Genomic DNA, 15,880 nt, shown 5'->3' with positions numbered 1-15,880 from the left:
CGGCGTGCAAGCTCTCCCCCTTCGTCTTCCCAAGGTTTCCTGATGCGCAGATCCCTCGCTATCGGCGTCGTGACGTCGCTTTCGCTCATGAGTTTCGCCGCGCCTTCGCCGGGCGCCGGCGAAAAGCCGCTGACGCTCGACAATCTCGTCATCACGCTCGGCGCGACGACCTATCGTATCCCGCACATCGAAATCGAAGGCGCGAGTCTGCCGCTGACGGAATTGGCCACGCTGTTTTTGAGCGGCGACGGCAATGTCGCGGCGCGTCTTGCGCGCATTTCGGCGCGGCGAATCGCCGTGCCTTCCATGTCGAGCGAAAGCCGCAATGAGTCGAACATTGAACGCGCCGCGTATCGCAAGCTGCTTTTCGAGAATGTCGTGTCCGGACGCGCGGTGACCGTGCGCGGCGACGGCGGCGAGGAAACGATCGAATCCACGAAAGGCGGCGTTCAGCGCGTCTTCTGGGGCGCCTCTGTCGCCAAGGGCGTCGATCTAGCAGAACTCGCGCATCTGGCGCTCTCCACGCGCAGCGAGGCCAATGCGCCGCTGAAGCCATTGGTCGAGGAGGAAATCGTCGAATCGTCACGCCTCGAAGACGCAAGCGCCAATCTCATTCTGACGACGGGCCGCCTGAAGATCGAGGGCGTGCGCGGCCGCGCGCTGCGGACTCCCGCCGGCAAACTTATTGAAAGATTCGAGAAATTCGATCCGGCGAAGCCCGAAGAGGATCCCGCGCTGATGCGCGATGTCCTCGACGCGCTGCAATCCTTCGAGGCGGCGGCGATCGAGGTTGATGACGTCGTCGCCGCCGGCAAGGGCGAACCCGCGGAGAAGCCGTTCACGGCGAAGATCGCGCGCGCCGGCATGCGCAAAGTCGCGGGCGCCGGCGCCGGCGAGATGTTTTTCGACGATTTCTCGCTCGCCGCGTCGGACGGCGGCCATCTGTCGGTCAAGCGATTTGCGCTGAATGAATTGCAGCTGGCTCCGGTTTTAGAGGGCGCCGCCTATCCCAAGCTCGCGCGAATCGAGGCGCGCGGCGTCGCCGCCGATATTCCCGACTCCAAGACCAGCGAACCGTCGCGAATGAAATTCAGCGTCGAGAACGCCAGCGCGACATTCGATAATTTTCTTAGCTCGACGCCGACGAAATTCTCCGGGCGCGTCGACAATTTCATCGTCGATCTTTCGGCGCGCGGCGAAACCCAGACGACGGCGCATTTCCTGGCGCTCGGCTATCGCGAACTCGCGCTCTCCGGACTCGCCGCCGGCGAGTGGCGCGAGAAAACGTCGGAAGCGGCGCTGGAGCCTGTCGCGATCGACGCGAAGAACATGGGCGTGGCGCATCTTTCGGCGCTCTTCGGCAATGTGTCGAGCGCGGCGTTCTCGTCTTCGCCCCTCATTTCGCGCGCCGCCATGCTCACGACGTCGATCAAATCGATCGATCTGACGCTCGAAGGCGACGGTCTCGTCGATCGCGTGCTCGCGCTTGAAGCCAAAGAGCAGAAGACGTCCGTCGACAAGGCGCGCGCCGATTACGCCAAAGCCGCCGCGACGGCGATCAATACGCTCGGCGGCTCCGGCGCCAACGCCAAGCGGATCGCCGACGCGGTTTCGGCCTATATCGAGAAGCCGAAGCGGCTCCATCTGCGTTTTGCCGCGCCGAAGGGCGTCAACGCCATCGACGTGCTGGCGCGAAAGCCGAACGAAATTTTGGAGAGCATAGAAGTCGAGGCGAGCGCCGACCGATGATGGGCGAGGCCTGGCTGCTGCTGACCGGCGGTCCGCCAACGTTTACTGCACTGTCGCTGTCGCTTCTCCGTTTATTGTTTCTATTTTCACGAGAAGTCGCCTGGAACAGATGGCGCCTGGCGCATCTCTATCTTTATCTGAGAGTTCCAAAGGATATTTTCTCTTTGACGTCGTCGTAGACCATACGTGGAAAACTTTCACGAGCCGCGTGGCGTCCCAGCTCGCGACAATGCGCCAGCGCGCCACATTGTCCTCGTAATCGTCATCATCGCCCGGAACTGAGATCTGCTTTTCGGGCAGCGCCCGCCGAATATATTCGTTGATATTGGCCTCCGGCGGCACAACGCAGATCGTGTCCGCCGAAAACAGCTGGTTCAGATTCAAGAGCTGATTTTGACGAGGCGCGGAAATTATGAGCTCAGTGACGTCTTCGCCGTCGTCACGCGGCGGCAAAACTTCCCTGAGTCCGGTGAGAAGAAATAATACGACAACCGGCAGCGCCGCCAGAATCGCCGCCATGTTCATCACAAATTTGTACACTCGCCTTTCAGTTTTGCTGAACATTTCACATCCGCCGCGCCTTTAAAACAGCAAAACAAATATATGTCAGTATGAGTTCTGTAAGAAACTGCACGGAGAATACAAATGCCACCGCGACGATAATGAGCATTACGGCCGGATGGCTCTCCAGTAATTTTTTAATAAGCAGAGCGCTTTTATATGCTCCTGGATAGGAGACCAGCCAAAAACCCCCTATAGGTAAAATAATCCAAACGGCATAGCCTAGCGGACCCTTGCCGTAACGCTCCATTGCCTTCACATGCTCGAGGCTTGACGGGCGCCCAAGCAACGCCAAACCTATAGAAAGCGTAATCCTGAGGCCTGCGATAATGCACGCCGCCAGCGCCAGAATGTCCAACTGATGAAATACTGAATCGTTGTCACAAAATGCGCCATATTGATTACAAAAAACTTCATATTGTTGCGCAGAAAAGCCAAATATATACTGTTTATTGACTGCAATTTGATTACCATCCGAAACATACCTGGATAAAGACTGAATAATTGGGGATATCAGCATTAACAATGGCGTAAGCACAACCGTGATGGCTGCTGCGCCCCCTAGAACCATAGGCGCATCTATTTGGTATTTCGTTTTATCTGCTGAACATAAAACAGTTGTCACGCTCGCAGCAAGAAGAACGATAAATATAGCGCCGAATATTCTTTCGTGAACCGTTTCAAACATTTTTAAACCTCAGTGTATCCGCTCAACACTGTCGCCATCAGGGAGGCGCCGGTCACAGCTTCAATAACGTCTTTGTCAGTTAGCTTTTCGCGCTGTTCCGCCATTGTCTGGACCGATCCTTCTAGTTCAACCAACGACGCGCCGCCGGAAAGGCGCTGCCGACCAGCGTCACAGCAAGCAAAAGCGCGCCGAGGCGCTGCCGGCCCCCAACGGCAGCAGATGAGGCGCGCAAACGCTTGTTGAAAGCCTCAAGACAATCCTCCCCCTGGTTCGCCGCTACACGGGGCAGGCATGTTTTCATAACTTCTCCTAAACGTATGGTTGGGGTCATCGCGAACCAAACTTCTTACTTTGGCCGCGCCCCCCCCCCCCGGCCGCGCCTTCGTCAATGCTTGGCGCTCGTAAACAAAATAAGTATCACCATTTTTGAGTTTATACGGCGCTTCTTCCAATAAGTTGAGGGCAGACATGTTCGCTGTGCTAAATCCAAGTGAACTCATCGCAAAGAAAGCGCCATCTGAGCTTCCGCTTATTTCTCGACATCCCTCCGCAGAATTTCTTTTTCGCCAGTCCTCTGTGCGGTAAACATCAACATCGACGATATGATCCATCTTATCGAACTCCGGCGGTGAGCCTTGCAATAAAAACGCTCTTACCGGCAACTCGGCGTCTATGACAATTCTCGTATGAAATGCATGATAATTGATGTTACATTTTTGAGGATAGAGTCGCGGATCTTTAAAAAAAGGTTCTGTGCGTTTCTTTATGATTTCCACTTCTTTAACGGCGCAATATTTCGTGTTTTCGTCCACGGAGATGTAGGCCAAATCGCTCGAATTCGACGCGTCCTTGACCGAAATGATGTTGTTCTCGCGGGTGAACTTTATGTCAGAATATTTGGTCGAGCGCGCCGCGGAAACGCCGGGCGGCGCAGAAAATCGGTTGAGAATGTTGAAGTCCGAACTGCACTCGTAGGAGTCGGGATCGTGACCTCTGTAGTTTTCCCCCGCTCCGGCTGGCGCCGCGCTGCCGAAAAGCATCGCGGCGAGCAGAAGCGCGCCGAGGCGCAGCCTGCCTCCAGCGGCAGACGATGATCTGCGCAAACGCTTGTTGAAAGGCCTCAAGACAATCCTTCCCGTAATTCGCCGCTACACGGGGATAGGCATCGCCAATCGTCGCTGAAACAGTAACCGCTATGCCCACGCCGTCAAGCCGACCTGCATAAACAACAGGGCTCCGAATCCAGGTTAACAAGGCGTCCTCTCACCGCGTCATGGCCGCGCTTGTCGCGGCCATTCACGCGACGTCTCCGCACGATGCGTTTCGCGATGTCCCGGCGTGGATGCCCGGCGCAAGGCCGGGCATGACGGCTGAAAGCGAGCTGGATTAACCCGAGTTCGAAGCACTGGCATAAGCAAAGCGCGCGTTTACGCTGGCGACGGCCCCATCGCGACGGCGCGCGCCACGGCTGCGAGTAACGTCATCGCCCGGAAAAATTCGGCTCACGCTTCTCGAGGAACGCGGCGCGCCCTTCCATGTAATCCGCGCTGTCAAAACAGGCGCTCGTCAGCGCTTCACACTGCTCATGCGACGACGCGCCGGGCAGGCCTGCGGCGGCGCGGATCGCCGCCTTGGCGGCGCGCAAGGTCAGAGGCGCGCCCGCGGCGATGGTTTCCGCGAGCGCATGCACCGCGCCTTCGAAACTCTCGGTGGCGAAGAGGCGGCTGACGAAGCCGCGCTCCTTGGCTTCATCAGCGGTCAGGCGGCGCGCCGTGTAAAAGAGATCGAACGCGAGTTGCGGGCCGACGGCGGCGACGACATAGGCCATCGCCGCCGGCGGATAGCCGACGCCGAGCTTCGCCGCCGGAATCGCGAACGTCGCTTGCCCATCGGCGACGCGCAGGTCGCAGGCCGAGGCGATTCCGAATCCGCCGCCCATGCAGAATCCCGACACGGCCGCGATCGTCGGCTTGGAAAGATTCGAAATCGAGTCGAAGGCCTCGACATTGGCGTTCTCATAGATGCGCCCGCCCTCGCTTGTCGCGCGCAGGTTGGAGAATTCGCTGATGTCGGCGCCGGAACAGAACGGCAGACCCGGCGCCCCGCTGATGACGAGGATGCGCGCTTCCTCCGCCGCGTCGACGGCGCGCAGCAGCGGCGGCAGCGCGCGCCACATCTCAAAGTCGAACGCGTTCCGCTTGGCGGGGTTTTCGATGTAGAGGCGCGCCACGCCGAATTCGATCGTGACGCGCAGCTTCGGGGTCGGAGATATGATCGCCATTGTTCCTCGGAAAGCAAAGTTTCAACGTCGCCGGATCGCTCAATAGCAGCCATTCGGCGTCGATGTCGGCTTGTTTTGGACCCCGACAAGGTCGTCCTCATGAACGGCGTCAACGACGCGAACCAGCGCGTCGGCGCATCGGCCTATGTCGAATATACGGGAAAACGCGTCGAGTATTTCGCCGACGTCGACGACGTCGAGATCATCTCCCATAACGCCGTCAACGAACGGAACTCAAGCCGCCGACTCTGCATAGCGCCGTCAAGCATACGATATTGAGCTGTTTCTACGACGGAGAGTTCATCGGCGGCGCGGATTCACTCAGAAAAGCCGCGCCGGCCGTGAAATAGCGCCTTCTTGCGCGCGGCGCTGCTATAAGCCCGCCATGGACCTCCTTTCTCGCCTGCTCCACCGCGACGGGCTGATGCTGATCATCGACAAGCCCGCCGGCGTCGCCGTCCATCGCGGGCCGAAGGGCGGACCGAGCCTTGAAGACGCCTTCGACCAGCTGCGCTTTGGCCTGCCCCGGCCGCCGGCGCTGGCCCATCGACTCGACAAGGACACGTCCGGCTGCCTTGTTCTTGGGCGCCACCGCAAGGCTCTCGAGCGGCTCGGCGGGCTGTTCAAGTCCGGCCGCATCGGCAAGACTTACTGGGCGGTGGTCGAAGGCGCCCCCGTGGGCCAAGAAGGGGAAATCGACCTCCCGCTCGGACGGCTCGACGCGACGCGCGGCTGGTGGATGCGGCCGGACCCGCTCGGCCTGCCCGCCAGAACATCCTGGCGCGTGCGTGGCAGAAGTCCGGATAACGCGCTGACGTTCATCGAATTCACGCCGCACACCGGTCGCACGCATCAGATCCGCGTGCATGCCCAGGCGATGGGATGGCCCATTCTCGGCGATCCCATCTACGGCTCAGGTCGCCGCGAGGACTCAGCCCCGCTACATCTTCATGCGCGCGCGGTGAGCGTGCCGATGCAGGACGGCAAGCCGCCCGTGGAAGCTGTCGCTTCGCCACCCGCGCATATGGGCGAGGCGCTCGCCGCATGCGGATGGAACAGCGAAGCGCAACCATAACACGGCGATTGCAAATCACCGCCGAAACGACCAACATATCGAGGGAATTATGGAGCGACCAATGGCGCCCGCCGCCCCGCCTTCGACGAGCGAAGCCTCCTGCGCGAGGGGCCGCAGCGCTTTCGCGCTGGACCGCGCGCTGCTCTACGATCTCGCCGATATCGCGCTGACGGGCGCGAGGCAAAATGGCGCGAGTTACGCCGACGTCAGAATCGGCGAAACGCGGCGCGAATACGCCTTCGCCAAGGACGACCGCTTGGAAAGTTTCGACGAGCGGGCGTCGCAAGGCTTCGGCATACGCGTGCTGCTCGACGGCTGCTGGGGATTTTATGGCGCGCGGCGGCTCGATCCGCAGAGCCTGCGCGATGGCGTCGAGCGCGCGCTGGAAAACGCCCGCGCGGTGAAGCGGATACAAACCCAGCCGATCGCGCTTGAGCGGCTGCCCGTGCATGAAGCCGAATGGATCATGCCTATGGGCGTCGATCCCTTCGAAGTGTCCGCGAGCGAGAAGGCCGACCTGCTGCTGTCGATCATCGCCAGCGCGCGTGATCACGGCGCGGATTTTTGTTCCGCGTCGCTTTCGGCGACCTGCGAAGAGCGATTCTTCGCCAATAGTCTTGGCAGCCGCATTCATCAAACCCGCACGCGCGTCGCGCCGAACTTTCAGGCGACCGCCATCGACCGCGCCAGCGGCCGTTTTGCGACGCGCGAGTGCCTGGCGCCGGCGCGCGGCGCCGGCTGGGATTACATCGTCGGCGCCGGCCTGATCGAGGAAGCGGCGCGGGCCGGCGAGGACGCGCGCGCGAAGCTTGGCGCCAAGCCAGTGACGCCGGGCGACTACGACGTCGTGATCGACCCGACGAATCTGTGGCTCACCATTCACGAGACGGTCGGCCATTCGACCGAACTCGACCGCGTGCTGGGCTGGGAGGCGAATTTCGCCGGAACGAGCTTCGTCAAACCCCATATGCTCAACAAATTGCAGTTCGGCTCCGAATTGATGACGATCGTCGCCGATCGCGCGCAGCCCGGCGCGCTCGCCACGATCGGCTTCGACGACGACGGCGCCCCCGCCGAAGCCGCTGAGTTCGCCATCGTCGAAAAGGGCGTGTTCAGGAATTTCCAGATGGCGCTTGGACAGGCGCATCTCATCGGCCTGTCGCATTCGAACGGCTGCGCCTATGCCGACAGTCCGACGACGTTTCCCATTCAGCGCATGCCGAATATTTCGCTCAAGCCCAATCCTCAGAAATGCTCCTTTAATGATCTCATCAGCGATGTCGAGAACGGCATTTATGTCGTGGGCGCCGGCAGTTGGAGCATCGATCAGCAGCGCGACAACTTCCAGTTCGGCGGACAGCTCTTCTATGAGATCAGGAACGGCCAGCTCGGCGATCTGCTGCGCGACGGCGCCTATCAGGGCCGCACCACGCAATTTTGGAACTCCCTCGCAGGACTATGCGACGCGAGCGCCTATCATCTCGACGGCACCTTCACCTGCGGCAAGGCGGAGCCGGTGCAGGTGGCGCCGGTCTCGCATGGCAGCCCCCCGGCGCTCTTTCGCAACGTGCGCGTATTGAACACGAGCGACGACGCATAGCGCATGTTTCTTTCTTCAGACGACGCAAAGTCGATCGCCGACAAGGCGCTCACGCGTTCCAAAGCTGACGCCTGCGCCGTGCATATCCAAGGCGGCTTGGATCAAAGTCTGCGCTTCGCGCGCGGCGGCGCGACGACCAATCTCGCGACCGCGGAAGCTGCTCTGCGCATTTCGTCACATATTGGCGGGCGCATCGGCTCCTGCAGCATCTCGCGTTTCGACGACGCGGCGCTGGCCGGCGCCGTGGCGCGCTCGGAAGAGATCGCGCGGATGTTGCCCGTCGACCCGGATTACGTCGCGCCGCTCGGCCCGCAGAATTACGGTTTCTCCGACCGCTATGACGACGCGACCGCCAATCTGCGACTCGACGCCCTCGCCGACGCGGCGGCGCGCGTCATCGAGGAAGGCGCGCGCATCGGCGTCGACACCTTCGGCTGCGCGACGACGGCAAGGCGATTCGACGCATATGCGACGAGCGCCGGCCTTTTCGCCTATGAGCGGCGCAGCGAAATCGATCTTTCCGCCACGGCGCGCAACCGCGCCGACGCTTGGTCGGGCTGGGCCGGCGCGCATCAATTCTTTGCGGATCGACTCGACGCCGAAGCGATCGCGCGCGTCGCCTGCGCCAAGGGCGCCCATGACGCGACGCCGGTTGATCTCGAACCCGGCGCCTATACCGTCGTTCTCGAGCCGGAGGCGACGACCGAGCTCGCTTTTTGGCTCATCAGAACAATGGAGGCGCGCGCCGCCGACGAGGGGAGAAGCTTCTTCGCGCGTCCTGGCGGCGGCGCGCTTTTGGGCGAGAAGCTCTTTGACGAAAAGCTCACGATCCGCGTCGATCCGGCCGATCCGCTGGCGCCCGAAGCCGCCGTCGGTTACGAGGGCGTGCCGCATCGCGCCCGCGCCTTTGTGGAGAACGGCGTTGTGACGACGCTCTATCGTTCACGCGCCTGGGCGCAAAAAACCGAATCCGAACCCATCCCCTTCGCGCAGAATTTCGTGATGTCCGGCGGCGACGTTTCGCTGGACGACATGGTCCGCTCGGTGCGGCGCGGCGTTCTGGTGACGAGATTTTGGTACACCAATATCGTCGACCGGAAGAGCCTGCTGCTGACCGGCCTCACGCGCGACGGCAATTTTCTCATCGAAAACGGCCGGATCGTCGCGCCCATGCGCAACATGCGCTTCAATCAGCGATTGGGCGAGCTGTTCAGCAACATTAAAGCGCTCGGTCCAACGCGTCGGACCTGGCGCGCGGCGGGCGAAGGCGGCGCGCCGGCGGCGCCGGCGATGCTCGTCGAAGGCTTCAATTTCTCGTCGAAGTCGAGCGGGATATAGAGCCCGCGCGCGTTCATGTATGATCGCCGCGTTACGAAGGAGCGCTTGGTCATGCGAATCGCAAATCGCTGCATTTACAGTACTGTCATTCCCGACAGGCCGAAGGTCTGATCGGGAATCCAGGCTTCTTCAAAACACCGCGCTTGCTCTGGATTCCCGATCGCTTCGCCTCAGCGAAGCGTCGGGAATGACACTCAAGCAACCCGCCGGAGCCGCACCATGCGCCTTTTCGCCTTGCTCATCGCTCTCCTCATCGCGGCGCCGGCCCTCGCGCTCGACAAGGTGCGTTTCGCCACCAATTGGCGGGCGCAGGCCGAGCACGGCGGCTTCTATCAGGCCGTCGCCGACGGCACTTATGCGCGCTACGGACTCGACGTGACCCTTTTGCAAGGCGGCCCGCAGCTCAACGCGCGGCTGCTGCTCGCCGCGGGCCGGGTCGACTTCGCGATGGGCGCAAACACCATTCAGATGTTTGAATCGGTGCAGCAGAACGTGCCGGTCGTCACCGTCGCGAGCATGTTTCAGGTCGATCCGGTGATTTTCATGTCGCATCCTGGCGTCGGCCTCGATCGTTTCGAAGATCTGCCGAAGGCGACGGCTTTCATCGCCAGCGACATGCGCGCTTCCGTCTGGCAATGGCTGAAGCAGGCCTATGGGTTCAAGGACCAAAACGCCAAGCCTTATAATTTCAATTCGGCGCCGTTCCTTGCCGACAAGACGTCGATTCAGGAGGGAATTCTCACCTCGGAGCCCTACGCGATCGAGCGCGCGGGCGGGTTCACGCCCAACGTCTTTCTTTTGCACGACTACGGCTATGACGGCTATTCGACCACGATCGAGTCGCGCGCCGACACGATCGCCAAGACTCCCGACCTCGTGCAGCGCTTCGTCGACGCTTCGATTGTCGGCTGGTACAATTATCTGTACGGCGACAACGCTCAAGCCAATGCGATGATCAAGCGCGACAATCCGGAGATGACCGACGGCCAGATCGCCTATTCCCTCGCCAAAATGAAGGAGCGCGGCATTGTCGATTCCGGCGACGCGCTGACCTATGGCGTCGGCGTCATCACCGACGCGCGGATGAAGAGCTTTTTCGATAAAATAGCGAAGGCCGGCGTGGTTCCCGCCGACGTTGATTACACGCGCGGCTACACGCTGCGTTTTATCGGCAGGAAGGTCGGCATGGAGCTGCGGCCGAAATGACGCCCGGGACCCGACATGAGCGCGCGTGACATCGCGGAGACGCAAATGGCGGCGCCCGCGCTCGTTTCGTTGCGCGCAGTCGGTAAGACTTTCCCAAGTGGGCTCGTCGCCCTCGCCGACTATGATCTCGACGTGCGCGACGGCGAGGTCCTGACGCTGCTTGGGCCTTCGGGCTGCGGCAAGTCGACGGTGCTGCGACTCATCGCAGGGCTCGCGAGCCCGACCGCCGGCGCGATCGACTGGAGCGCGCCTCAAGTGAAGGACAATATCGGCGTCGTGTTCCAGGATGCGACGCTGCTGCCCTGGGCGAGCGTCTTCGACAATGTCTTTCTGCCGCTGCGGCTTAAGGGCGTTCCGCGCGAGGCGGCGTCGCTGCGCATCGAAGAGGCGCTCGCGCATGTCGGCCTCCTCAACTTTTCGAGGGCGCTGCCGCGCGAACTCTCCGGCGGGATGCGGATGCGCTGCGCCATCGCCCGCGCCCTGGTGACGCGGCCCACGCTGATGATGATGGACGAACCTTTCGCCGCGCTCGACGAGGTGACGCGCTTCAAACTCAATGACGATCTTCTCTCGCTCAAACGCCGGTTCGGCGCGACGATCGTCTTCGTCACCCATTCGGTTTTTGAAGCCGCCTATCTCTCGACGCGCATCGTGGTGATGTCGCGGCGCGCCGGCAGACTCATCGACGAGATCGAGATCGACCCGGCGATCCCACGCGACGACGACTATCGGTCGAGCAGGACTTTCGCCGACGTGTGTCGCCGGGCGTCGCAGGCGCTTCGCGTCTCAATCGAAGAGGCGACGCCATGATCCAGAAACCAAGCGCGATCGCCTGGCGCGACATCGGCGTGCCGCTCGCAGTTCTTCTCGCGGTGCTGGCGCTGTGGGAAGCGCTCGTGCGCTGGAAAAACATTCCGCCCTACATTCTCCCGGCGCCGAGCGTCATCCTCACCAAGCTGATCGAGGACCGTGAACTCCTGTTCTCGTCGCTGATGGTGACGCTCGGCGTCACCTTCGAGGCGCTTGTTATCGCCACCGTCTGCGGCGTCGCGCTGGCCCTGCTCATCGCCCAGTCGAAATGGCTGGAGCGCGCGCTGCTGCCCTTCGCCATCACTTTGCAGGTCACGCCGATCATCGCTATCGCGCCTTTGCTGCTGGTTTATTTGCAGCCCGGCAATGCGGTGCTGGTCTGCGCCTTTCTCGTCGCCTTCTTTCCGATTCTTTCGAACACGTCGCTCGGACTCGCCTCCGTCGACTTCGGCTTGCGCGACCTGTTTGACCTTTATCGCGCCTCGCCATGGCAGAAGCTGATTTATCTGCGCCTGCCGTCGGCGCTGCCGCAATTCCTCGCTGGCCTGCGCATCGGCGGCGGACTGGCGCTCATCGGCGCCATCGTCGCGGAGCTCGCCGCGGGCGCGTCGGGTCAGGGAACCGGCCTCGCCTATCGCATCGTCGAAGCGGGTTTCCGTCTCGACATCCCGCGCATGTTCGCGGCGCTGGCGCTCATCTCACTGAGCGGCTTAGCCATCTACGGCGCGCTCGCGGCGCTCTCCTATGTTCTGCTGCGCGGTTGGCACGAAAGCGCCAGAGCGCAAGACGAATGACGCTCATCCGGGACATTTGCGAGCCGGACGCCGCGGCGTGGCGCAGACTCTGGGCAGCCTATAATGATTTCTATGAAACGGCTGTGCCCATAGACGTGACGGAATTGACCTTGCGCCGCCTTCTCGACCCAACCTCGGCCATGATCGGCCGGATTGCTGAAAGGGAGGGATGCATCGCCGGCTTTTCCGTCTCCGTGCTGCATGAAAGCAGTTGGACCTCCTCCCCTTCGTGTTACCTCGAAGACCTTTTCGTCGATCCAACTATTCGAGGCGCGGGCGTGGGACGCGCGCTCGTTCAAGACCTCGTCGATCTTGGACGCGCGCGCGGATGGGCGCGCCTCTATTGGCATACGCAAGCGGACAATGAACGCGCGCGGCGCCTCTATGATTCATTCGTTGAAGCCGACACTTTCGTTCGCTACCGCGTGACGCTGTAGGGCTCATACGGAATTTGACGACGCCTTCATTGCTCGGCGATGCCGCTGATTTCGTCGAGATGATAGACGTCGTCGCGAAAATGCACGAGGCCGTCCGCCGACGCCCAGCCGGTCATATAGACCCACGCCACCGGCACATGCTGCGTCAGCCGCACCTCCTCGCGTTCGCCCGACGCGATTTTTGCGTTGATGTCATCCTTGCTCATCTGCGGACCGGATTCGCCGTCAAGCAGCCAGGCCGCGAGATCGACGACGCCCTGCACGCGCACGCAGCCATGCGAGAGGAAGCGATAATCATTGGCGAAGAGATTTCGCGAGGGCGTGTCATGCATGTAGACGGAATGGGAATTGGGCATTGAAATGCGGATCGAGCCCAGCGAATTGTCCGCGCCGGAATCCTGCCGCAGTGTGTATTGGGCGGCGCGCTCGCTCGCCCAGTTGATCGAGCGCGGATCGACCTCCTCGCCATGGCCGTTCAGCACGCGAATGTGCGAGCGCTGCAGATAGGTCGGGTCCTTCAGCATCTTCGGCGCGATCTCGTTCTTGATGATCGAGACCGGAACCGTCCAGGTCGGATTGATGTTGACCGCGACGACCTTCGCATGCAGCTCCGGCGAATGATGCTCGGGATCGCCGACGATCGCGGCGTAGCGGCGCACGACGCGATCGTCTTCCACCGCATCGACCGCCGTCGACGGAATGTTGACGACGATGTAGCGCGGACCAAAGGCGAAATCGAACGCGGTGAGCCGTTGTGCGGTGGACTCGAGCTGATGGAATCGGGTCTCGGCCGGCACGTCGAGTTCGCGTAGCGTCGCGCCGGCGACGACTCCCGTCTGTTTCAGCCCGAGGCGAAACTGAAAGCGCTTCACCGCCGCGGTGAGATCGGCGTCCCATTTCTCTTTGGCCGTGTCGACGAGGCTGTCGTCTTCGGCGGCGAGGCGCCGGCGCAGCGTCGACACCGCGGCTCCCTTCGCGCCAGGCCGAAGCGAAACGCCCACTCTCGGCCATCCGCCGCGATCGACGATCTGCCGATAGCGATCCGCCGCTTTCGAGGTGGTGAAAAATGTCTGAGGCTGCAATGCGGGCGTCGGATCATCGGAAAGCGCCGTCTCGCGCGGCGGCGCAGGTTTCGGCTTTGGCTTTTTCACGGCGGCCTGAACGGGCGCTGGCGTTGTCGCTTGCGGCGCGGCGGGCGCGGCGCTGACAGGCGGCGCAGACGTCACGGGCGCAGACGTTACGGGCGCTGGTTCGGACGGCGCCGCAGGCGCCGGCGCTACGGGCGTCGGCGCCGGCTGCGCGGACGCAGCCGCCGGTTCGGGCGTCGCGGTTTCAGCGCGAAGCGGCGCGCCTGTCGCGAGCATCGACAACAGCGCCCCAATCAGGAAGCCAAGACGAGAAACGGAAGGAGTTTTCTTCATTTTCATGCCGTGTCGGCGCGCACGTCGCGCGTAGCGGCGGCGCGCCGCCGCCCGTTGTGAATCACGCGCGCCTATGCTCTAATTTCATCGCATATTCTATTGTTTTGGGGGAGCCATGATTGCAAACAAAGCGCTGCGCACGCCATTGCGTGCGCACATCGCCGCCGCTGCGCTGCTCGCACTCGCCGCGGCAAATCCTTCGTCAGCCGCCGAACTGAACTACGCAAATCAGGGAGATCATTGGACGCCCGCCGAGCGCACGGAATTCTACAGTCTCGACCAAGGCTCGCGAATCATGCCGCTCGACTGGTTCAAGGCGTTGAAGCGTCCCGACGGCTCACATTTTCTCGACGACGGGATGACGCGCTACGGCTATCTGCCGAATCCGGACAGCGCCGCCGGCCTCCCGGTTGGATTTCTTGTCGCGCCCGAGAGCAAGACGCTCAGCATGACATGCGCCGCGTGCCATACGCGCCAGATCGACGTCGGCGGAGTGTCGTGGCGAATCGACGGAGGTCCGGCGATCGTCGACATTCAGCACTTCTTCGCGGACATCGACACGTCCGTCGATAAAGTTGTCAACGACGCGCCGACATTCGCCGAATTCGCCAAACAAGTGCTGGGCCAACATGCGACGGAGTTGGAACGCAAATTACTCCACAGGCAGGTGGAGGACTGGTTCAAGCCCTATCATGCGCTGATGAAAGAATCCCTGCCGCCCGAAGGATGGGGCGTCGGGCGTCTCGACGCCGTGTCGATGATCTTCAACCGCGTCTCGGGGTTGGACATCGGGACCTCGCCCGATCACATCATCAAGGAGAATATAAAGAAGGCCAACGCGCCCGTGCGTTATCCCTTCCTTTGGAACGCGCCGGTCCAGGATATGACCCAGTGGCCGGGGTTTGCGGAAAACGGGAACGACATTCTCGGCCTCGCGCGCAACGTCGGCGAGGTTTATGGCGTCTTCGGCGTCTTTCATCCCCGTAAAGATATTTTGTATCCGGACGGGGTCGAATATCTGAATGGCTCTTCACTCAATATGCCGGGCCTCATGCGTCTCGAAACGCTCATAAGGCAAATTGAGCCGCCAAAATGGCAGTGGGGCGTCGACAAGGGACTCGCCGACGCCGGAAAGAAAATTTACGACCGCGAATGCGGAGCGAATTGCCACGAGATCAACACCAAGGACGCCGCCAAGCGTTTATGCGCGAAATTTACCTGGAGAACGCCGATACAGGACGTCGGAACTGACGTTGCGGAATATGGGGTTCTCGAGCGTGTCGGCAAAACCGGCGTGCTTGAAGGCCAGTTGCTCCCCAAACCTCCCTTTAATCAGAGATTAAAGCGCGAGGGTGAAAGCCAGATCAACATTTTGACCGTGGCTGTCGTCCAATCGATCCTCCGCGCGCCCATACATTTCAGAGACATCACACTATATGAGCCCCTGCTGCAGGAGTGCCTAAAAAATCAGTCCGATAGACCGGATGTGACCGCGCAGGCATTGCGGCAGGACTTTCTCGGCGTCATCGGGAAAAGCCTCGCCACTCTCTATCAAAAGCCGGAGGAAAAGACGCCGCCTGCATATGAGGCTCGGGTCATGCAAGGCATCTGGGCGGCGGCGCCATATCTGCACAACGGATCGGTGCCGACCCTCGCCGATCTCCTGAAAAAGCCTGCCGACCGTCCGGCGTCTTTCAAGGTCGGCCCCGCCTATGACATCGAAAACGTCGGCCTCGCCAAGGAACAGACGAAGTTCGACGACACCTACGCCACCACAGCCAGTTGCGATCCGAAAAACCGCGACGCTTCCGGCAACAGTCGCTGCGGCCACGACTTCGGGACTTCGCTTTCGGAACCCGACAAGAAGGCGCTTCTCGAATATTTGAAGAGCCTCTAGCGCAAAGGCCGCGCGCGAGCGCA

Annotated in this window: 15 protein-coding genes; 10 read left to right on the top strand and 5 right to left on the bottom strand. The window is 61.5% G+C overall.

Going from position 1 to position 15,880, the window contains the following annotated elements; translation table 11 throughout:
* Window positions 1-42: 42 nt before the first annotated feature.
* Complete coding sequence (locus EHO51_RS03115; RefSeq protein ID WP_124737659.1) at window positions 43-1,749, top strand: hypothetical protein; 1,707 nt, start codon at window positions 43-45, stop codon at window positions 1,747-1,749.
* Between the two features lie 42 nt (window positions 1,750-1,791).
* Here the strand turns inward: EHO51_RS03115 and EHO51_RS03110 are convergent, their stop codons facing one another.
* The 4 genes from EHO51_RS03110 to EHO51_RS03095 form a co-directional block, all read right to left on the bottom strand.
* Entirely contained in the window at window positions 1,792-2,274 is a 483-nt protein-coding gene (locus EHO51_RS03110) for a hypothetical protein (RefSeq protein WP_124737658.1), read from the bottom strand.
* A gap of 40 nt (window positions 2,275-2,314) precedes the next feature.
* A complete protein-coding gene (locus EHO51_RS03105) occupies window positions 2,315-2,998 on the bottom strand; it encodes a hypothetical protein (RefSeq protein WP_124737657.1) in 684 nt (227 codons plus the stop codon).
* Between the two features lie 248 nt (window positions 2,999-3,246).
* Window positions 3,247-4,122, bottom strand: coding sequence for a hypothetical protein (locus EHO51_RS03100; protein ID WP_124737656.1), 876 nt, complete (start codon window positions 4,120-4,122; stop codon window positions 3,247-3,249).
* A gap of 356 nt (window positions 4,123-4,478) precedes the next feature.
* Window positions 4,479-5,279, bottom strand: coding sequence for an enoyl-CoA hydratase (locus EHO51_RS03095; protein WP_124737655.1), 801 nt, complete (start codon window positions 5,277-5,279; stop codon window positions 4,479-4,481).
* 99 nt (window positions 5,280-5,378) lie between these two features.
* Between EHO51_RS03095 and EHO51_RS03090 the strand changes: the two genes are divergently transcribed.
* From EHO51_RS03090 to EHO51_RS03055, 8 genes are all read left to right on the top strand, one after another.
* Window positions 5,379-5,558, top strand: a complete 180-nt coding sequence (locus EHO51_RS03090; protein ID WP_205788994.1) for a hypothetical protein — start codon at window positions 5,379-5,381, stop codon at window positions 5,556-5,558.
* 106 nt (window positions 5,559-5,664) lie between these two features.
* Window positions 5,665-6,354, top strand: coding sequence for an RluA family pseudouridine synthase (locus tag EHO51_RS03085; protein WP_124737654.1), 690 nt, complete (start codon window positions 5,665-5,667; stop codon window positions 6,352-6,354).
* Window positions 6,355-6,415: 61 nt separating this feature from the next.
* Entirely contained in the window at window positions 6,416-7,954 is a 1,539-nt protein-coding gene (locus EHO51_RS03080; protein WP_124737653.1) for a TldD/PmbA family protein, read from the top strand.
* Between the two features lie 3 nt (window positions 7,955-7,957).
* A complete protein-coding gene (locus EHO51_RS03075; RefSeq protein ID WP_124737652.1) occupies window positions 7,958-9,292 on the top strand; it encodes a TldD/PmbA family protein in 1,335 nt (444 codons plus the stop codon).
* Between the two features lie 219 nt (window positions 9,293-9,511).
* Window positions 9,512-10,498 (top strand): ABC transporter substrate-binding protein, encoded by a 987-nt coding sequence (locus tag EHO51_RS03070; RefSeq protein ID WP_124737651.1) that lies wholly within the window; start codon window positions 9,512-9,514, stop codon window positions 10,496-10,498.
* Between the two features lie 15 nt (window positions 10,499-10,513).
* On the top strand, window positions 10,514-11,308 hold the full coding sequence (locus EHO51_RS03065) for an ABC transporter ATP-binding protein (RefSeq protein ID WP_124737650.1): 795 nt from the start codon (window positions 10,514-10,516) through the stop codon (window positions 11,306-11,308).
* Window positions 11,305-12,102, top strand: a complete 798-nt coding sequence (locus EHO51_RS03060) for an ABC transporter permease (RefSeq protein ID WP_124737649.1) — start codon at window positions 11,305-11,307, stop codon at window positions 12,100-12,102. The genes EHO51_RS03065 and EHO51_RS03060 overlap by 4 nt, the downstream gene beginning before the upstream one ends.
* Window positions 12,099-12,539, top strand: a complete 441-nt coding sequence (locus EHO51_RS03055; protein ID WP_124737648.1) for a GNAT family N-acetyltransferase — start codon at window positions 12,099-12,101, stop codon at window positions 12,537-12,539. The genes EHO51_RS03060 and EHO51_RS03055 overlap by 4 nt, the downstream gene beginning before the upstream one ends.
* A gap of 26 nt (window positions 12,540-12,565) precedes the next feature.
* Here the strand turns inward: EHO51_RS03055 and EHO51_RS03050 are convergent, their stop codons facing one another.
* Window positions 12,566-13,960, bottom strand: a complete 1,395-nt coding sequence (locus tag EHO51_RS03050; RefSeq protein ID WP_245434723.1) for a L,D-transpeptidase family protein — start codon at window positions 13,958-13,960, stop codon at window positions 12,566-12,568.
* Window positions 13,961-14,075: 115 nt separating this feature from the next.
* Between EHO51_RS03050 and EHO51_RS03045 the strand changes: the two genes are divergently transcribed.
* Window positions 14,076-15,857 (top strand): di-heme-cytochrome C peroxidase, encoded by a 1,782-nt coding sequence (locus EHO51_RS03045; RefSeq protein ID WP_124737646.1) that lies wholly within the window; start codon window positions 14,076-14,078, stop codon window positions 15,855-15,857.
* Window positions 15,858-15,880 lie beyond the last annotated feature (23 nt).

The organism is Methylocystis rosea (genome assembly GCF_003855495.1).
GTDB classification, from domain to species: domain Bacteria; phylum Pseudomonadota; class Alphaproteobacteria; order Rhizobiales; family Beijerinckiaceae; genus Methylocystis; species Methylocystis rosea_A.
This window is presented reverse-complemented; position numbering and strand designations above follow the sequence as displayed.